Origin of the sequence: Martelella mediterranea DSM 17316, assembly GCF_002043005.1 — a bacterium.
In the GTDB taxonomy this organism is placed as follows: Bacteria; Pseudomonadota; Alphaproteobacteria; order Rhizobiales; family Rhizobiaceae; genus Martelella; species Martelella mediterranea.
The window spans coordinates 1-16,698 of record NZ_CP020330.1 but is presented as its reverse complement, the minus strand read 5'-3'; the positions used below and the strand labels follow the sequence as shown (position 1 = coordinate 16,698).

The window sequence follows — 16,698 nt, the reverse complement described above, 5'->3', positions numbered from 1 at the left end:
GCCGGGCCGGATGGTCGGTCTCTGAAAACCGCTTCCGAGGCCATCGCGGTCATGCGATCTTATTTATTATGAAAAATTTGCGATATAGCTATATTTATCATAATGAATTGATCAGCAAGGGAGGCGGTATGGAACCCGAGATCAACAGCGAGCGGCTGAAAACCCTGCTCGACGGCATCAATGCCTTCGGCCGTGTCAAGGACGGCGGCTTCAACCGGACCGGCTTCAGCGATGCCGATATGGCGGTGCGCGACTGGTTCGCCCGCGAGATGGAGGCGGATGGCCTGATCGTCAGCCGCGACGGCGCAAATTCGGTGTTCGGACGCTATGGCGCGGCGGATGCGCCCGCGATCATGGTCGGCTCCCATCTCGATACCGTGGCGAGCGGCGGCGCTTTCGACGGTTCGCTCGGCGTTGCCGTGGCGCTCGAATGCGTGCGCGCCATGAAGGAGGCGGGTTTTGCCCCGGCCCACCCCATCGAGGTGGCGGCCACCTCGGAGGAGGAGGGGCGTTTCGGCGGCATGCTCGGCTCGCAGACGATCGCCGGACTGGTGACGCGGGACTGGCTTGAAAGCGCTGCCGATGCCGATGGCGTGTTGCTGACCGATGCCATGCGTGCCCAGGGGCTGGAGCCGAAGGCGATCCTCTCATCGGCGCGGCCGAAAGGCTCGGTCAGGGCGTTTCTGGAACTGCATATCGAGCAGGGTCCGGTGCTGGAGCGGGAAGCGATTGCCATCGGACTGCCGGAGGGCGCGACCGGCATCGTCAACCTGCATGTCCGGCTTACCGGCATCGCCAACCACTCCGGCACCACGCCGATGGATATGCGCGCCGATGCCTTCGCTGGTCTTGCCGAAATCGCCGTCCAGATACCCGACATGATCGCCGCCTCAGGTTCAAAAGACGCCCGGATCACCATCGGCAAGGTCGAGCTTGTCCCCAACCATCCGCATACGATACCGGGGGAGGCGGTCTTCACCGTGATCATCCGCGATGCCCGGGAGGAGGTCATGCGCGGCCTTCAGGCCCGCTTTGGGGAAGTGGCCGGCGCGGCGGCACGCAAACACGGACTTTCGCTCTCGATCGAGGAAAACAGCTTCATCGCACCGGTTGCCTTCGATGCCGGACTGATCGACATGCTGGAGGCCGAGGCGCGCCGCCTCAACCTGCCGGCGCGGCGGATGATCTCCGGCGCCGGCCACGACGCGCAGACCATGACGGCGCTCTGCCCCTCCGCGATGATCTTCGTGCCGAGCCGCAACGGCATATCCCACGCGCCGGACGAACATTCCGACTGGGCGGATATTGAAAAGGGCGCGCAATTGATGCTGGCGGCATTGATACGGCTCAGCGCAGGCTGAACAGCCGTCACCGATGAGGCGTTTGTTGCACGGCTCAGGCGTGGTATGTGGACTGGAAACCGGGCGTTTTCGGTTGCCCCGGACGAGGTTTTAAACGCGTCGAGAAACAGCCGCCATGACCGCCCGATACGATAGTTACATCATCTGCACCTCGCCGCGCAGCGGCAGTACGCTGCTTTGCAAGCTGCTCGCCGCCACCGGCATCAGCGGCAATCCCGATTCCCATTTTCACCGCCCGTCGCTCGCCGCATGGCGGAAAAGTCATGGCGTGGGGGAAATCGATGGCGAGGATGAGCGTTCTACGCTGGCCCGCGTGTTTGCCGCTGCAATCGCCAAGGGCAGCGGTGACACAGGCATGTTCGGCCTCCGCATGCAGCGCGGCAGCGCCGACTATTTCATGGAAAAACTCGCCGTCCTCCATCCCGGCCCCGGTTCAGACAGGGCGCGCATCGAGGCGGCGTTCGGCCGGACGCTGTTCGTCTACCTGTCTCGCGCCGACAAGGTCGCCCAGGCGGTTTCCTGCGTGAAGGCGGAGCAGACGGGGCTGTGGCATGTGGCGTCCGATGGCTCCGAACTGGAACGCCTCGCGCCGCCTCGCGAGCCGGTTTATGATGCACCCGCGCTGATGAAGTGGCATGAGACGATGACGGGCTTTGAGCGCGAATGGGAAGCCTGGTTTTCGCGCGAGGGCATCGCGCCGCTGAGGCTCGATTACGACGCATTGTCACGATCCCCGCGCGAAACGCTGCGCACGGTGCTGCTGGCGCTCGGTCTTGATGGAAAGGCGGCGGATGCGGTTTCGCCCGGCGTGAGGAAAATCGCCGATCGGGTCAATGACGAATGGGCGGAAAGGTTGCGGCTTCAGATCGCCAAGTAAAACTGGAAAGCCGCGAAGCCGACGGCGATGATCGCCGCCAGCACGACGCCGGCGATCAGGGCGAATTCCGCGCTGTGGCCGATGGCGTTGGTCCGGCGTTCAGATCTTTGCGGCATGACAGGTCTGGCTCTGGCTGCTTCGGTGACTGTCATCATGGCGCGCTTGCCTTCCCGCGACGTTAAAAGACATGGTTACTGGTTGATTAAACGCAATTCGGCCGAGATCTGTTCCCCTCGCGTCCACCGTCGTCGTGCGCCAAGCGGCCCGATCGACCGTTTGCCAAGCCGGAAGACAGGCGCTAGATATGCCTGATCGAATCTCACGGAATGGACCGCATGGCCCGCGCCTTTATCTACGTTCTTGATTCCTTCGGCATCGGCGGCGCGCCGGATGCCAAGGCCTATGGCGATCTCGGCGCCGATACGCTCGGCCATATCGCCGAATTCTGCGCGGCCGGGCTCGGAGATCGCGCAGGGCTGCGCGCGGGGCCGTTGGAACTTCCCAATATGGCGACGCTTGGCCTTGTCGAGGCGGCCAAGCTTGCAAGCGGCAATTATCCGGCGGCCATGGCGCGGCCGGAGCGGTTTCTCGGCCGCTATGGGGCGGCAAGCGAGGTTTCGCGCGGCAAGGACACGCCGTCGGGCCACTGGGAGATTGCCGGCACGCCGGTGATGTTCGACTGGGGTTATTTTCCGGAGGGCCCCGATTGTTTCCCCCGGGAACTGCTGGAGGCGATCTATGACAGGGCCGGCATTTCCGGCAGTCTCGGCAATTGCCACGCGTCGGGTACCGAGATCATCAAGCGGTTCGGCCAGGAACATGTCTGGACAAGGCGGCCGATCTTCTACACCTCCACCGACAGCGTGTTCCAGATCGCGGCCCATGAATATCATTTCGGGCTCGACCGGCTGATGAAGCTCTGCGTGGTCGTGCGCGAACTGACCTATGACTACAATATCGGCCGGGTGATCGCCCGCCCGTTTACGGGCGAGACCGCCGAGACCTTCAAGCGCACCGGCAATCGCCGCGATTTCTCGATCGCGCCGCCGGAAAGGACACTGCTCGACCGGGTGAACGAGGCCGGGCGAAACGTGCTCGCCGTCGGCAAGATTTCCGATATCTTCGCCGGCAAGGGCGTAACGCAACTCTTCAAGGCCGATGGCAACGAGGCGCTGGTCGATGCCAGCCTCAAGGCGATCGCGCAAGCGGGCGATGGTGATCTCGTGTTCACCAATCTCGTCGACTTCGACATGCTCTACGGCCATCGCCGCGACGTGCCGGGCTATGCGGCAGCCCTCGAGGCCTTCGACGCCCGGATTCCCGATATCGCCGAAAAGCTGAAGCCCGGCGATATCGTGGTGCTGACCGCCGATCACGGTTGCGATCCCACCTGGCGCGGCTCCGACCATACCCGCGAGCGCGTGCCGGTGCTGGTGTTCGGCCCCGGGCTGCGGCCGGGATCGTTCGGCGTGCGCGACAGCTATGCCGATATCGGGGAGAGCATCGCCGCGCATCTGGGTCTTGCGGCGGGCAAGCACGGGAGGTCGTTTCTGTGATCAAGGCCGAGCTTCACTGCCATATCGAAGGCGCCACGCCGCCGGCCCTGGCGGCGCGCCTTGCCGCGAAATACGGCATCGATCTGTCCCGCTACCTCGCCGACGGTCGCTATCTCTGGCACGATTTTTCGAGCTTCATCGCCTGCTATGCGGCGATTGCGAATGTGTTCCGCTCCGAGGAGGATTTCGCAGCCCTTGCCGAAGCTTATCTGATCGAACTGGCCGCAGAAAACACCATCTATGCCGAGCTGTTCGTCTCGCCGGAGCAGGGTCTGGCCGCCGGCCTCTCCAAGGACGGTTACATGCGGGCGATCACCGCCGGCATCGAGGCCGCGCGCGACAAGACCGGCATCGAGGCGCGCATGGTGATGATCGGCGAGCGCCATATGGGGCCGGAACAGGTGGAAGGGGCGGCGCGCTATGCCGTTTCCTGTGACTTCCCGCTATTGACCGGCTTCAACATGGCCGGTGACGAGCGCATGGGCCGGGTTGACGATTTCGGCCGCGCCTTCGACATCGCGCGCGATGGCGGGCTTGGCATCACCATTCACGCGGGCGAGGTCTGCGGCGCTTTCTCGGTGCGCGACGCGCTCGATCGCGTCAGGCCCGACAGGATCGGGCATGGCGTGAGAGCAGTGGAGGAGCCGGATCTGGTGCGCCGGCTTGCCGATGAGGGCGTGGTGCTGGAAGTCTGTCCCGGCTCCAATATCGCGCTGTCGGTCTATCCGGATTTCGCCGCCCATCCGCTGCGCCGCCTGTTCGATGCCGGGGTAAAGGTCACGCTCAATTCCGACGATCCGCCATTCTTCCACACCTCGCTTGCCCGCGAATACGAGGCGGCCCGCGACGAGATGGGTTTTTCGACAGACGAGATCGACATGATGACGCGCACCGCGATCGAGGCCGCCTTCGTCGATGAGCCGACGCGCGAGCGGCTGCTTTCGCGGTTTGCCGGCTGAAACGGTGCAAACTAGGCGCTTTCGCGAGCGCGATGCTTGCCGGATGTAAGGCTTTTGCGCCATAAACAGCTTGAGTGCGTAAAAGACGGGAAAACACCATGGACGGCGTAACGGTCATCAATCACCCTCTGGTTCAGCACAAGCTGACCAAGATGCGGCAGAAGGAAACCTCGACGGCGGGATTCCGGCGGCTGCTCAGGGAGATTTCGACGCTGCTCTGCTACGAGGTGACCCGCGATCTCGAACTGACCATGGAAACCATCGAAACGCCGATGACGACCATGGAAGCGCCGGTGCTGGAAGGCAAGAAGCTGGTATTCGCCTCGATCCTGCGCGCCGGCAACGGGTTGCTCGAAGGCATGCTCGACCTCGTTCCGTCCGCCCGCGTTTCCCATATCGGCGTCTATCGCGATCACGATACGCTGGAGGCGATCGAATATTTCTTCAAGGCGCCGGAGGATATCGGCGAGCGTCTGGTGATCGTCGTTGATCCGATGCTGGCGACCGGTAATTCCTCGATCGCCGCCATCGACCGGCTGAAGGAGCGCGGCGTTACCAATATCCGCTTCCTCTGCCTGCTGGCGGCACCCGAGGGCATCGAGAATTTCCGCAAGGCCCATCCCGACGTTCCGGTCTACACCGCCGCGATCGACAGCCATCTCAACGAGAAGGGCTATATCGTGCCCGGCCTGGGTGACGCCGGCGACCGGATGTACGGCACGAAATAGCCGCTATTTTTGAAGCGGCAGCCGGTAGCGGACAAAACCGTCGGCCTTGTTGTAGCTGTCATAGAGCCTGCGGGCCTGGGCGTTGTCGGCATTGGTGTGCCAGTAGAGATTGGTCCAGCCATCGCGGCGGCCGATCGCGATCAGATCATCGATCAGCGCGCGTCCGATGCCGCTGCCGCGTCTCGCGGGGTCCACGAACAGGTCTTCCAGATAGCAGGCCGGCTCCACCGCCCAGGTGCGCGGGTGCAGGATGCAGGTCGCAAAGCCGGCGACCGTGTCGTCGACCAACGCAAGCCGGGTGAAGACGGCGCTCACCGGATCGATGATCCGGTTCCAGGTCATCGCGGTCACCGCGTCATCCAGCGCGGTGCCGTAAAACTCCAGATAGCCCTGCCAGAGCCTCAGCCAGTCGTCCCGATCGGCGGGCCCGGCATCGCGGATCACCGGGGCGGTCACTCGCCGGCCTCCTGAAGGATCTGCAGATGCTCGCCCGAAAGTTCGATTTGCGGCGCGCGGATCAGGCTGTCCATCTGCTCCAGTTTCGAGGCGCTGGCGATCGGCGCGGTGACGCCGCGTCGGGTCATCAGCCAGGCAAGGGCGATTGCCGCCGGATGTTCGCCCGTCTCCGCGCTCACCTGTTCCAGCGCCTTCAGGATCCGGCGGCCGCGCTCATCGAAATATTTGGCGATCCCGCCGCCGCGCGCGCTTCCCGCGGTGTCATCGGCGGATTTGTATTTTCCGGTGAGAAAGCCGGAGGCGAGGCTGAAATAGGTGATGACGCCGATATCGTGCTCGACGCAGAGGTCGGCCAGCGCGCCCTCGAAAGACGAGCGTTCGTAGAGATTATATTCCGGCTGCAGCACGTCATAGCGTGCCCGTCCGGTATGCTCGGCCACCTTGAGCGCCTCGCCAAGCTGTTCGGCATCGAGATTGGACGCGCCGATGGCGCGCACCTTGCCCTGTTCGCGCAGGCGGCTGAATGCGCCGATCGTCTCGTCATAGGAGGTGTTTTCATCCGGCCAGTGGGCAAGATAGACGTCGATATAATCCGTCTGCAGCCGCTTCAGCGAGTCTTCCACGGCCTCAGTGATCCAGGCCTCGCCGAGGCCCTTCTTGTCCGGCGCCATTTCGGAGCCGACCTTGGTGACGATCACCACATCCTCGCGCCGGACGCCGCCGCGCTTCAGCCAGTTACCGATAATGGTCTCGGACTCTCCACCCTGATTGCCATCCACCCATTTCGAATAGACGTCGGCGGTGTCGATCGCGTTGAAGCCGGCATCGACAAAGCGGTCGAGCAGGGCGAATGAGGTCTTCTCGTCCGCCGTCCATCCGAAGACGTTGCCGCCGAACACGACCGGCGCGATGGCGATGTCGGTGCGGCCCAGAATTCTTCTATGCATGATTTCCTCCGGCGGTTTGAGAACGCGATTTCGCGTTTTAGATAGCGTCCAGTGTATGCAATGCAAACGGTGCGAGGCAATGCTTGCGCTTGCGCGCCGCGGTTTTTATGGTGGCCGCCGAAAAGGTGAGGAGATCCGATGCTGCGTTTTGGAATTATGTCGACGGCCAAGATTGGCCGCGAGCTGGTCGTGCCGGCAATCGTCGATGCGGAAAACTGCATATTGGCGGCGGTCGCGAGCCGCGATATCGGCCGCGCGCGGGCGATGGCCGAGCGTTTCGGCGCCCCCCAGGCCTTCGGCTCCTACGAGGAAATGTTGGCAAGCGACGAGATCGATGCCGTCTATATCCCGCTGCCGACCTCACAGCATGTCGAATGGGCGATCAAGGCGGCGGATGCGGGCAAACACGTGCTGGTGGAAAAGCCGCTGGCGCTGAAAGCGGATGACATCGCGCCCGTGATTGCCGCGCGCGACCGCAACAATGTGTTGGTCAGCGAGGCCTATATGGTCACCTACACGCCGGTCTGGCGCAAGGTCCGGTCGCTGCTTGCGGAAGGCGCGATCGGCGATCTCGTCCACGTCCAGGGCGCGTTCACCTATTTCCTGCGCGACGAGACCAATATGCGCAACATCCCCGAGCTCGGCGGCGGCGGCCTGCCCGATATCGGCGTCTATCCGACCGTCACCACGCGCTTTGCCACGGGCAAGGAGCCGGAGCGCGTTCAGGCCACGGTGCGCTATGACGAAAACTTCGGAACGGATATCTACGCCTCGGTGCGGGCGGAATTTCCAGGCTTCGAACTGAGTTTCTATGTCTCCACCCAGCTTGCCAGCCGCCAGTTCATGGCTTTCCACGGCACGGATGGGCTGATCGAGGTGGTCTCCCCCTTCAATGCCGATCGCTGGGGCGAGGAAACCGTGCTGCTCTCCAACCGCAACCACAGCGAAACCCAGGCCTTCCGCTTTCAGGACAGCCGGCAATATGTGCGCGAGGTCGAGGCTTTCGCGAGGGCGGCAATGGGTGCTGAGCAAGAGGTCTTCACGGTCGAGGATTCGGTGCGCAACCAGCGCTTCATCGATGCCGTCTACCGGGCCGGCAACGCCGATGGCGGCTGGACGACGGTCTGAATTTCCGAGTATGCGCTCGCTGGCCGCAGTTTCGCGGCCAGCGATTTCTCATGAAAATGTCTCCGCCGGCGTCTCCGGCATCGGCGTTACCGCGAAAGCGGCAAGCGCCTCCCGGTGGTCGCCTAATTTGAGAGAGACGTCATTCATAGACCACCGCCTTTGCCTGAAGATCGGCATCCGTCATCTGGAATGGCCAGATCACGAGCTGGTCGTACCAGCCTCTTGAATATGCTCCGGTTGAGGAACGTCCCAGATATGCGTCGGAAAACGGGGCATATGACGATTTCGGCGCTGATGCGTTGGCGCCGGAAATGGCTTCGCCCGCTGCCAGAGCCGTGCCGGCCTCATCGAGGTTGACCGCGACGCCGAAATCATCGAGGGACGTGACGCCGGCCGGCAACAGGCGCGTTGTCGCGGACGACCCGTTCCATGCACTGAAGCCGGCGCCCGATGCGCCGGCCTGGCCGATGAGCCAGTTCGCCATGTCGAGCCCGAGAATCCGCCCGTTGTCAGCGGCGGAAGCGAGACGGGCCTGCACCATCACACTCACCTGATCACGCTTCAGCAGCGCCGCCACCGCTGGGCTCAACTGCGCCTTGTCGGCCGGCCGGGTGACGGTCGTTCCGTTGGTGGGGATGTAGGAGGTTGCGACCAGCCCCAGTTCGACCTGCGGAAAGGCGACGAGGATATCGGAAGCATAAACATCCGATGCGCCCGACGGGGCGTTATTGCCGAGAGCCGCAGTGCCATAGCTCTGCGAATAGGCGCTTTCATAACGCTGCCATTCTTCGGTCGCTTCAAGCACGCTGTCGACTTTGCCATCGACCGCAATCGAGAACTGTCGCTTGGCGGCGTCAAACTGCCTGACATAAACCGACATGACCACGGGGCCGCCGCCGCCGACATTGTTGGCAAACCGTACAAAGGTGCTGGGGGCTGCGGGCATCTGCACCCGGTAGACGTTTCCCAGCACGCCATCCGGCCCTGTTTCGTCCGGCATATGCGTGACGATCGTGTTTTCCCCCAGCGTCAGCTGGGGGAGGTTTCTGGTGATGCATAGATTCGTTGCAGGCCCCTCCAGCAGCAACCGCCGTTTTCCATGGGTGTAATCGAAACGCGGCTGGTCGGCCGCGGCCACCCGGATCAGGCCATCGGCATCGATATAAGTGGCCGTTCCGGAACGGGTGAAAGCGAGGATATCCGTGAGCGGCCTTGCCGCCAGAGCCGTGAGCGCCGCCAACGAGGCGGAGGGGATATCGGCAGTCGGCACAGTCGTTAAGGCATGGCGGCCATGTCGCAGATCGAGGATCGCAGCCGGGCCGTATGCGCCGCCGCCCGCGCTTTCCGCGCGATAGGCCGGTGCGGTCCAGAAGCGCTCAGGCTGTCTACGGATGCTTTCGGCAATGGAGATGCCCAGCCTCATATCAACCCCACCAGCGCATCGGCGGTGGTGCCGGTGGCCAGCACATGGCTGATGCGGATGGGCAGGATGGTCCCCGCCGCCACGTTCTGAAATGTCACGGTCTCGCCAGAGGCGAAGGTTGTTGTCAGGTCGCCGGCGACGCCGACATAGATCGCGCGTGTGACCTCCAGCACCGGCGCGGCGTCGCTGGTGGTGATCGGAAACCCGTCATAGGCCGGGCTGGTGAGCGTTGCGTGGCGGGATGCAAATCTGTCTGTCATGACGCGTCTCCTTGGGTTTGCGTTGACCGACTTCAATTCTGGGGGCTGCGCGGAGGGCGGGGATTTGCGGGGAGAAAACAGGATCGATTGTGCAAGGTAAACGCGGATCGGTTAAACTGAGCCCATGAGCAATCTCTTCGACGCCGAATCGGCCACAAACCTGACGGAATTTACGGTTTCGGAGCTTTCCGGATCGATCAAGCGCACGGTCGAGGACCGGTTCGACCGGATCCGCCTGCGCGGCGAAATCTCCGGCTACCGCGGACCACATTCCTCGGGACATGCCTATTTTTCGATCAAGGATGAGCGCGCCCGGATTGATGCCGTCATCTGGCGAGGCGTGTTTTCCGGGCTGAAGATCAAGCCGGAAGAGGGTATGGAGGTGATCGCCACCGGCAAGGTCACCACTTTCCCGGGCGCTTCCAAATACCAGATCGTGGTGGAGGCGCTGGAGCCCGCCGGCGCCGGCGCGCTGATGGCGCTTCTGGAAGAACGCCGCAAGAAGCTGGCGGCCGAAGGCCTGTTCGACGAGACGGCCAAGAAGAAGCTGCCGTTCATGCCGCGCGTGGTCGGCGTCGTGACCTCGCCCACGGGCGCGGTGATCCGCGATATCCTTCACCGGATCGCCGACCGCTTTCCGGTCCATGTCGTGGTCTGGCCGGTCAAGGTCCAGGGAGAGGGTTCGGGCGATGCGGTTGCCGCTGCCATCAGGGGCTTCAACGCGCTCGGCCCCGGTGCCTCGGTTCGCCGTCCCGATATCCTGATCGTCGCGCGCGGCGGCGGCTCGCTTGAGGACCTCTGGAGCTTCAATGACGAGGCGGTGGTGCGGGCGGCCTATGAAAGCGAGATCCCGCTGATCTCCGCCGTGGGCCACGAGACCGACTGGACGCTGATCGACCACGCCGCCGACTACCGCGCGCCGACGCCGACGGGGGCGGCCGAACGGGCCGTGCCGGTGAAAGCCGAACTCGTCGCCGATCAGGCGCGGCTTGCGGCACGGCTTGCAAGTGCTGCGACCCGGCTGATGGATTTCCGCCGCCAGACGCTGACCGGGCTTTCACGCGGCCTTCCGTCGCTCGATCAGTTGCTGGCGCTGCCGCGGCGGCGCTTCGATGAGGCGGCGCTGAGAAACACCCGCGCGCTGGAACTCAACACCATCAACAAGCGCCGGACGTTCGAGCGCAGCGCCTCCGGCCTGTCGGCAACGCCCCAGCGCCTTTCAATGATGATCGCCCGCGACCGCGAAAAGGTGGCGGTGCTTTCGCGCCGCGCGGCAACCGCGATCGATGCCGGCCTGAAGACCCACCGCGCCGCCATCGCCGGCCAGCAGCGGGTACTGAACTCGCTGTCCTATCGCAATGTGCTGGCGCGCGGTTTTGCGGTGATCCGCGATCAGGACAACCGCCCCGTCTCCCGCGCCGCCGGGCTCGCGCATGGCGCGCCGATCGAGATCGAGTTTTCCGATGGCAGGGTCAAGGCGGTGACGGGCGAGGGGGCAACGCCCCCGGAGGCTCCGCCTGCGCCAAAGAAAAAGCCAAAAGCCCCCGCCAAACCACCCACGCAGGGCAGCCTGTTTTAACAAGCGCAGCCTCGCAACCCTAATCTCTCCCCTTGAGGGAGAGATGCCCCGACAGGGGCAGAGAGGGGTGAACCCTCTCCAAAAATGCGGAGTCTGCGGCTTTTAGGGCTGACGCCCTTTACCCCTCTCTGTCGCTCTCGCGACATCTCCCCCTCAAGGGGGGAGATTGTGGCTGAGAGGGCGGGGAGCCATCGATAGCCTGAAACTTCAGCAAAGCCGAACAAACAAGGCATTCCGGTTGGCCCTGCTGGAGCGCGGGGCTTTTCAAGAGCCGCCTCTTCGCGACCTCACCCCCGCAACAAGACCGTCCCGCCTATTCAGCCCATTCGCCGCCGCGCATCACGGGCGTGGCGTTGCCGGCGGCATCGATGCCGTCGATGTCGATCTTGTCGGAGCCGATCATCCAGTCGATATGGATCAGCGATGCATTGCCGCCGCGCGCGGCGATCTCGTCGGGCGAAAGCTTGTCGCCGTTGAGGAAGCATTTCGAATAGCACTGGCCGAGCGCGATGTGGCACGAGGCGTTTTCGTCGAACAGCGTGTTGTAGAACAGGATGCCGCTGGCCGAAATCGGCGAGGAATGCGGCACCAGCGCCACCTCGCCCAGCCGGCGCGCGCCCTCGTCGGTGTCGAGCACCTTGTTCAGCACGGATTCGCCCTTGGCGGCCGACGCCTTGACGACCCGGCCCTCGCTGAATTCCACCCGGATGTCATCGATCAGCGTGCCCTGATGCGACAGCGGCTTGGTGGAGGAGACATGGCCCTCGACTCTCAGCCGGTGCGGCGTGGTGAACACTTCCTCGGTCGGAATGTTCGGGTTGCAGATAATGCCGTTCTTGGCCATCGACGCGCCGCCGCTCCATTCGTGCTCATCGGCAAGCCCGATCGTCAGATCGGTGCCTGGGCCGGTATAGCGCAGGGCGGAGAACCGCTTCGCGTTCAGCCATGCCGAGCGGGCATGGAGATTGTCGTTATGCTCGCGCCACGCCCCCACCGGATCGGGCTGGTCGACGCGCGATGCCGCGAAGATCGCCTTGGCCAGCTTGGCGACGGCCATGCCGTCCGGGTCGCCGGGAAACACCGTCCTCGCCCAGGCAAGCGTCGGGTAGGAGACGATGTTCCAGTTGATGTCGAAACCGGCGATCTTTTCCAGCGCCGGCTTGTAGGCGGTCGACATGGCGCGGTTGGCGCGGGCCACCTTGTCGGCGTCCTGAGCGGCCAGCAGCATCGGGTCGTCGCCGGCGATCGCAAGCCGTGCCGCGCCATTGGCAAAGGCCTGGCCCATGCCTTCGTAAAGCCAGTTCGCGGCCTTGTCGAAGCTTGCGTCATGGCCGTGCTCGAAGCGTTCCAGCGTTGCCTGGGGATCGTTGAACAGCGTGGTCACCACGCCGGCGCCGGCCTGATAGGCATAGCGGCTGATCAGCCGCGTCAGCGGCTGAGCCTCGATCGGCGCGGTCATGACCAGATCCTGCCCCTCGGCAAGGTTGAGCCCGACCTTGACGGCGACCTCGGCAAGCTTCTCGAGTTTTTCCAGATCGATGGGATGGGGAAGCCGGGGTTGAGCGTTCATGGGCGCCTCGCAAACTGATTGATGTGTCGTGACACTATCTAGTTCGTTTTCTGGCGAAATTGAAGCGCCCCGGCCTTGCCGAACCCCTCTAGTATGAAAATACGCAGTTCAGGCCGCGCATGATCGCTGCATTCTCTGCAAGCTTGTCGTTCCAGAAGCGCTGCTTTTCCTTGGCGTCTTCCATATCACGCTTGATCTTCATGCTGTCGCCATCAATGGCCCGAAGTTTCTCCTCGGCGCGCGTCAGCGCGATTTCCAGGCCCACTCCGGCGATGCCGGCCCCACCTCGAACGATCGGATTTGGAGCCTGTCCAGCTGCCGTCGCGGCCGCTTGTGCTGCCTGCAGTTTATAGATCTCGTTCTGGATTCTGGCGCGATCGGCCTTGGTTTGTTCGAAGCGTTGAGCAGCGAGATTGTAAGCATCTGCTGTCTCTTTAATTCTATCGTTGATCTCCACCTCCGTTTGGCGCCGTTGACGACACAGGAGGGGAATTTTTTCCGGTTCACGCATGCTGACTGCTCCGTTAGGTTGTAAAAACCTATCGTAGAGCCTATTACTGGTGCGGGGATTTACGGGGAGAAGACCGATGCGTTCATTGTCTGCCGCTTGTCTGTTTCTGCTCGCGGCGTTTTTGCCGGCCCAGGCAGCAGAAACCTGGTCTTTCGCCGACCACCCTCACCCGGACTTTACCGATGAATACAGCGCGGAGGAGGATGCTATCTTCTCCGATCTGGAGGCCGTGGGGAGCGGCTTCAGAAACTGCGCAGCCCGAATTACGTTCGAGTACCTGATCTACAACCGGCGCTATCCCGAATTCGCTTTCACCCACGATTTCAACGAAGGACTTGAACTGTGGAAACGCCATGTGCTTGAGACCAACCGCGCCGCCTCTTCGTTCTGTATCGTTATCGAGGTCACCGAAGAACTGCGCGAACTCTATTCCTACGAGTTTGCAACACCGACCGAAGGTTTGTTTTGCGGCAAGCCTGGCCGCCAGCCCCGCAACTCGGCCGAAGATCGGATTATGGCGCTTCTCGACAGGCTCGTCAGCTATGCCGCGACCGGCAACTCCTTCGCCCTCCCTGCCTTAAGCGAGGTTGAAGACTGGTCCGATATTCGGCTTAATCCGGATATCCGCTATTATGTCGAAGCCCGGCATGAGCGCCGCTATGGCAATGAACCGGCGCCGATCCTGCGCGATACCGTAATCGTTCTTCAGGGTGAGGAGCGGCTCGCTTTCGTGGAAGACGCCATGGCCCGAAACGATCTTGCCGACGTGATCGCAACCAGTCCGGATTGTTCGGCCTTCACGCCGGAGGCGCGCGCGGCGAAGCGGGAGGCGGCGCGCGGCGACCCGATCTGAGGTTTACGCGATCACGTTTGCCGTTGCCGCGTCCAGCGCCTTCACCGCATCGGCCGGCGCAAGCTTGACCTGCAGGCCGCGCTGGCCGCCATTCATCACCACATAGGGCTCGGCAAGCGCCTTCTCCTCGAACACGGTCGGCACGCGTTTTCGTTGCCCGAAGGGCGAGATGCCGCCGACATGGTAGCCGGAAAGCCGCTCGGCGGTCCTGGCGTCCAGCATCTCGGCATGCTTGCCGGAAAAGGCGGCGGCGAGCTTCTTCATCGAGACTTCGGCGTTGGATGGCACCACCGCGCAGACCGGCTTGCCGTCGACATTGGCCATCAGCGTCTTCAGCACCCGGTCGGGGGCCTCGCCGATCGCAGCGGCGGCCTGCAGCCCCACCTTGAAGGCGTTCGGGTCGTAATCATATTGCTGGATCGTGTAGCTGACGCCGGCCTTGTCCAGAAACCGTGTCGCTTGCGTGGTCTTCGCCATCGCCTACCCCTTGCCGAAAACGGCTTCGTAGGTGTCGGGCTTGAAGCCCAGCGTAGTCGCGCCGTCCTTTTCCAGCACCGGCCGCTTGATCATCGAGGGCTGGACCAGCATCAGCCCGATCGCCTTTTCCCGCGTCAGGTCGGCCTTTTCCGCGTCGGGCAGCTTGCGGAAGGTCATGCCGGCGCGGTTTATGACCTTCTCCCAGCCGGCCGCGTCGCACCAGCGCTCCAGATGCGCCCGGTCGATTCCGGCCTTCTTGTAGTCGTGAAAATCATAGGCGATGGAATGCGCGTCGAGCCAGGTCCAGGCCTTCTTCATCGTGTCGCAGTTCTTAATTCCGTAAAGCGTGACCGGCACGGCGTCTCTCCTGTTTGCCTTTGCTTTAGCAAGCCAGCACCCATGAGAAAAGCCCGGCGCGGGGCCGGGCTTTTCGGGAAACGTCGCTGTCAGGTCCGGACGGGCCTATTCGTTGATCAGCCGCTTCAGGAGTTCAACCTCCTGCGACAGCTTGTTGTCCTTCTCCAGAAGGTCCTCGATCTTGCGCACGGCGTGCAGCACGGTGGTGTGGTCGCGTCCGCCAAAACGGCGGCCGATTTCCGGGAAGGAGCGCGGCGTCATCGTCTTGGCCAGAAACATCGCGATCTGGCGCGGCTTGACGATCACGCGCGTGCGGCGGTTGGAGACGAGCTCCTGCCGGGTGACGCAATAGTGGCGGGCGACGACGCGCTGGATATCCTCGATGCGCACCCGCTTCGGCTCGCCGGTGCCGACGAGATGAACCAGAAGCTCATCGACGCGCTCGATCGAAAGGTCGGGCTCGAAGGAGCGGCGGAACAGGAGCTGATTGAACGCGCCTTCAAGCTCGCGCCCGCTCGCCGTCACCTTGCTGGCGACATGTTCGAGCACGTCGGGGGCGATATCGATCGACGGGTCTTCCTGCTGCGCCAGTTCAAGCCGGCGCTTCAGCATTTCAAGCCGCATCGCGTAGTCGGGGCCGTTCATTTCCAGCGAGACGCCGCCGGTGAGGCGCGAGCGCACACGCGGGTCGAGCGATTCCAGCTCCCATGGCGCGCGGTCGGCGGCGACCACCACCTGTTTGGCGCTGTCGAGCAGCGTGTTGATCAGGTGGCAGAACTCGTGCTGGATCATCTTGCCCTGCAGGAACTGCATGTCGTCGATCACCAGAAGATCGATATTGCGGAGCGAATCCTTCAGCGTCAGAGCGTCATTGTCGCGGATCGCGGTGGCGAACTTCCACATGAAATATTCGGCGGTCAGATAGACCACGCGCTGCTTGTCCGGCGCGGCAAGCGCGGCGTTGGCGATCGCCTGCAGAAGATGGGTCTTGCCGAGGCCGACCGAGGAGTGAATGAACAGCGGGTTGAAGCGCACCGCCGCCATGCCGGATTCGGCGATGGTCTTGGCCGCGGCAAAGGCAACCCGGTTGGACGCGCCCTCGACAAAGCTGTCAAAGGTGAAGAAGGGGTCGAGCGGCGAGCCGAACACGGTCTGGCCCGAAGCGCTGGCGCCGCGCGCCTGCGGCGTTTCCGGGTCGGGCATCAGCGGCTGGCCGGCAGGCGCGCGGTTCAGCGGCCGCACGACCGGAGCCGGGCTGGCCGGGACCGGTTTCGGCTGCTCGCTCGCAAGTGCGGGACGCGGCGCGCGGGTTGCGGAACGGACCAGAACCTCGATCTTCATCACCTGCGGGCGCTCGACGCGGGCAATCTCGGTCAGCAGATCGAGATAGTGATTGTTGATCCAGGATTTCAGAAAGGCGGTGGGCACCGAGAAACGGACCACGCTCTTGTCGCAGGAATGCAGCTTCAGCCGGCCGAACCAGCTGGCATAGACGTCGCCGCCGACATGGGCTTTCAGGGCGGTGCAGAACCGTTCGAAGAAGATATCGTCCCCGTTGGAATTCATGGCAGCCGTCGCCGGTTTCGCATCATTTTCACCGGCCTCGGTTTCGCCCGCATTGTCCTCGGTGCGAGAGGCTACCATTCTCATTCTCAT

Annotated in this window: 18 protein-coding genes; 8 read left to right on the top strand and 10 right to left on the bottom strand. The window is 63.3% G+C overall.

The genetic code is table 11. The features are described 5' to 3' along the window. Positions 1-128: 128 nt before the first annotated feature. Positions 129-1,361: a Zn-dependent hydrolase gene (locus tag Mame_RS00085; RefSeq protein ID WP_033409628.1), complete on the top strand. Its 1,233-nt coding sequence runs from the start codon at positions 129-131 to the stop codon at positions 1,359-1,361. 115 nt (positions 1,362-1,476) lie between these two features. Beyond that, a complete protein-coding gene (locus tag Mame_RS00080) occupies positions 1,477-2,238 on the top strand; it encodes a Stf0 family sulfotransferase (RefSeq protein WP_018063549.1) in 762 nt (253 codons plus the stop codon). Here the strand turns inward: Mame_RS00080 and Mame_RS26465 are convergent. Continuing rightward, positions 2,223-2,393, bottom strand: a complete 171-nt coding sequence (locus Mame_RS26465; RefSeq protein ID WP_155121991.1) for a hypothetical protein — start codon at positions 2,391-2,393, stop codon at positions 2,223-2,225. The genes Mame_RS00080 and Mame_RS26465 overlap by 16 nt on opposite strands. A 180-nt stretch (positions 2,394-2,573) precedes the next feature. Between Mame_RS26465 and Mame_RS00075 the strand changes: the two genes are divergently transcribed. From Mame_RS00075 to upp, 3 genes are all read left to right on the top strand, one after another. Then, positions 2,574-3,794: a phosphopentomutase gene (locus tag Mame_RS00075; RefSeq protein ID WP_026173257.1), complete on the top strand. Its 1,221-nt coding sequence runs from the start codon at positions 2,574-2,576 to the stop codon at positions 3,792-3,794. After that, entirely contained in the window at positions 3,791-4,753 is a 963-nt protein-coding gene (locus tag Mame_RS00070) for an adenosine deaminase (protein WP_018063552.1), read from the top strand. Before Mame_RS00075 ends, Mame_RS00070 begins: the two co-directional genes overlap by 4 nt. A gap of 98 nt (positions 4,754-4,851) precedes the next feature. After that, the gene (gene upp / locus Mame_RS00065) at positions 4,852-5,481 is read left to right on the top strand and encodes a uracil phosphoribosyltransferase (RefSeq protein ID WP_018063553.1); all 630 of its coding nucleotides are present in this window, start codon (positions 4,852-4,854) and stop codon (positions 5,479-5,481) included. 3 nt (positions 5,482-5,484) lie between these two features. Here the strand turns inward: upp and Mame_RS00060 are convergent, their stop codons facing one another. Together Mame_RS00060 and Mame_RS00055 are read right to left on the bottom strand one after the other, a co-directional pair. Beyond that, a complete protein-coding gene (locus tag Mame_RS00060) occupies positions 5,485-5,937 on the bottom strand; it encodes a GNAT family N-acetyltransferase (RefSeq protein ID WP_018063554.1) in 453 nt (150 codons plus the stop codon). Next, positions 5,934-6,884: an aldo/keto reductase gene (locus tag Mame_RS00055; protein ID WP_018063555.1), complete on the bottom strand. Its 951-nt coding sequence runs from the start codon at positions 6,882-6,884 to the stop codon at positions 5,934-5,936. Before Mame_RS00055 ends, Mame_RS00060 begins: the two co-directional genes overlap by 4 nt. A 138-nt stretch (positions 6,885-7,022) precedes the next feature. Here Mame_RS00055 and Mame_RS00050 point away from each other — a divergent pair, with 138 nt between their 5' ends. Further along, entirely contained in the window at positions 7,023-8,012 is a 990-nt protein-coding gene (locus tag Mame_RS00050) for a Gfo/Idh/MocA family protein (protein WP_018063556.1), read from the top strand. Positions 8,013-8,151: 139 nt separating this feature from the next. Here Mame_RS00050 and Mame_RS00045 read toward each other — a convergent pair whose 3' ends face one another. Both Mame_RS00045 and Mame_RS00040 read right to left on the bottom strand, forming a co-directional pair. Next, the gene (locus Mame_RS00045; RefSeq protein ID WP_018063557.1) at positions 8,152-9,435 is read right to left on the bottom strand and encodes a phage head spike fiber domain-containing protein; all 1,284 of its coding nucleotides are present in this window, start codon (positions 9,433-9,435) and stop codon (positions 8,152-8,154) included. Further along, positions 9,432-9,695, bottom strand: a complete 264-nt coding sequence (locus tag Mame_RS00040) for a spike base protein, RCAP_Rcc01079 family (RefSeq protein WP_018063558.1) — start codon at positions 9,693-9,695, stop codon at positions 9,432-9,434. The genes Mame_RS00045 and Mame_RS00040 overlap by 4 nt, the downstream gene beginning before the upstream one ends. A gap of 124 nt (positions 9,696-9,819) precedes the next feature. On the opposite strand from Mame_RS00040, the gene xseA reads away from it, so the two are divergent. Further along, a complete protein-coding gene (gene xseA / locus Mame_RS00035) occupies positions 9,820-11,274 on the top strand; it encodes an exodeoxyribonuclease VII large subunit (RefSeq protein ID WP_018063559.1) in 1,455 nt (484 codons plus the stop codon). 313 nt (positions 11,275-11,587) lie between these two features. On the opposite strand, the gene Mame_RS00030 is transcribed toward xseA, so the two are convergent. Both Mame_RS00030 and Mame_RS00025 read right to left on the bottom strand, forming a co-directional pair. Further along, the gene (locus tag Mame_RS00030) at positions 11,588-12,844 is read right to left on the bottom strand and encodes an aminopeptidase (RefSeq protein ID WP_018063560.1); all 1,257 of its coding nucleotides are present in this window, start codon (positions 12,842-12,844) and stop codon (positions 11,588-11,590) included. An 88-nt stretch (positions 12,845-12,932) separates the two neighbouring features. Further along, positions 12,933-13,355, bottom strand: coding sequence for a hypothetical protein (locus Mame_RS00025; RefSeq protein WP_018063561.1), 423 nt, complete (start codon positions 13,353-13,355; stop codon positions 12,933-12,935). Positions 13,356-13,431: 76 nt separating this feature from the next. On the opposite strand from Mame_RS00025, the gene Mame_RS00020 reads away from it, so the two are divergent. Continuing rightward, positions 13,432-14,208, top strand: a complete 777-nt coding sequence (locus Mame_RS00020; RefSeq protein ID WP_018063562.1) for a hypothetical protein — start codon at positions 13,432-13,434, stop codon at positions 14,206-14,208. A gap of 3 nt (positions 14,209-14,211) precedes the next feature. Here the strand turns inward: Mame_RS00020 and ybaK are convergent, their stop codons facing one another. The 3 genes from ybaK to dnaA form a co-directional block, all read right to left on the bottom strand. Continuing rightward, positions 14,212-14,685, bottom strand: a complete 474-nt coding sequence (gene ybaK, locus Mame_RS00015; RefSeq protein WP_018063563.1) for a Cys-tRNA(Pro) deacylase — start codon at positions 14,683-14,685, stop codon at positions 14,212-14,214. A gap of 3 nt (positions 14,686-14,688) precedes the next feature. After that, the gene (locus Mame_RS00010; RefSeq protein ID WP_018063564.1) at positions 14,689-15,042 is read right to left on the bottom strand and encodes an ArsC family reductase; all 354 of its coding nucleotides are present in this window, start codon (positions 15,040-15,042) and stop codon (positions 14,689-14,691) included. 105 nt (positions 15,043-15,147) lie between these two features. Then, a complete protein-coding gene (gene dnaA / locus Mame_RS00005; protein WP_235726795.1) occupies positions 15,148-16,608 on the bottom strand; it encodes a chromosomal replication initiator protein DnaA in 1,461 nt (486 codons plus the stop codon). Positions 16,609-16,698: the final 90 nt, after the last annotated feature.

Coding starts and splice junctions, on each gene's coding strand:
- dnaA (WP_235726795.1), bottom strand. CDS start 16,608: ATGAATTCCAACGGGGACGATATCTTCTTCGAACGGTTCTGCACCGCC.
- Mame_RS00075 (WP_026173257.1), top strand. CDS start 2,574: ATGGCCCGCGCCTTTATCTACGTTCTTGATTCCTTCGGCATCGGCGGC.
- xseA (WP_018063559.1), top strand. CDS start 9,820: ATGAGCAATCTCTTCGACGCCGAATCGGCCACAAACCTGACGGAATTT.
- Mame_RS00045 (WP_018063557.1), bottom strand. CDS start 9,435: ATGAGGCTGGGCATCTCCATTGCCGAAAGCATCCGTAGACAGCCTGAG.
- Mame_RS00020 (WP_018063562.1), top strand. CDS start 13,432: ATGCGTTCATTGTCTGCCGCTTGTCTGTTTCTGCTCGCGGCGTTTTTG.
- Mame_RS00025 (WP_018063561.1), bottom strand. CDS start 13,355: ATGCGTGAACCGGAAAAAATTCCCCTCCTGTGTCGTCAACGGCGCCAA.
- Mame_RS00085 (WP_033409628.1), top strand. CDS start 129: ATGGAACCCGAGATCAACAGCGAGCGGCTGAAAACCCTGCTCGACGGC.
- Mame_RS00040 (WP_018063558.1), bottom strand. CDS start 9,695: ATGACAGACAGATTTGCATCCCGCCACGCAACGCTCACCAGCCCGGCC.
- upp (WP_018063553.1), top strand. CDS start 4,852: ATGGACGGCGTAACGGTCATCAATCACCCTCTGGTTCAGCACAAGCTG.
- Mame_RS00080 (WP_018063549.1), top strand. CDS start 1,477: ATGACCGCCCGATACGATAGTTACATCATCTGCACCTCGCCGCGCAGC.
- Mame_RS26465 (WP_155121991.1), bottom strand. CDS start 2,393: ATGATGACAGTCACCGAAGCAGCCAGAGCCAGACCTGTCATGCCGCAA.
- Mame_RS00050 (WP_018063556.1), top strand. CDS start 7,023: ATGCTGCGTTTTGGAATTATGTCGACGGCCAAGATTGGCCGCGAGCTG.
- Mame_RS00030 (WP_018063560.1), bottom strand. CDS start 12,844: ATGAACGCTCAACCCCGGCTTCCCCATCCCATCGATCTGGAAAAACTC.
- ybaK (WP_018063563.1), bottom strand. CDS start 14,685: ATGGCGAAGACCACGCAAGCGACACGGTTTCTGGACAAGGCCGGCGTC.
- Mame_RS00055 (WP_018063555.1), bottom strand. CDS start 6,884: ATGCATAGAAGAATTCTGGGCCGCACCGACATCGCCATCGCGCCGGTC.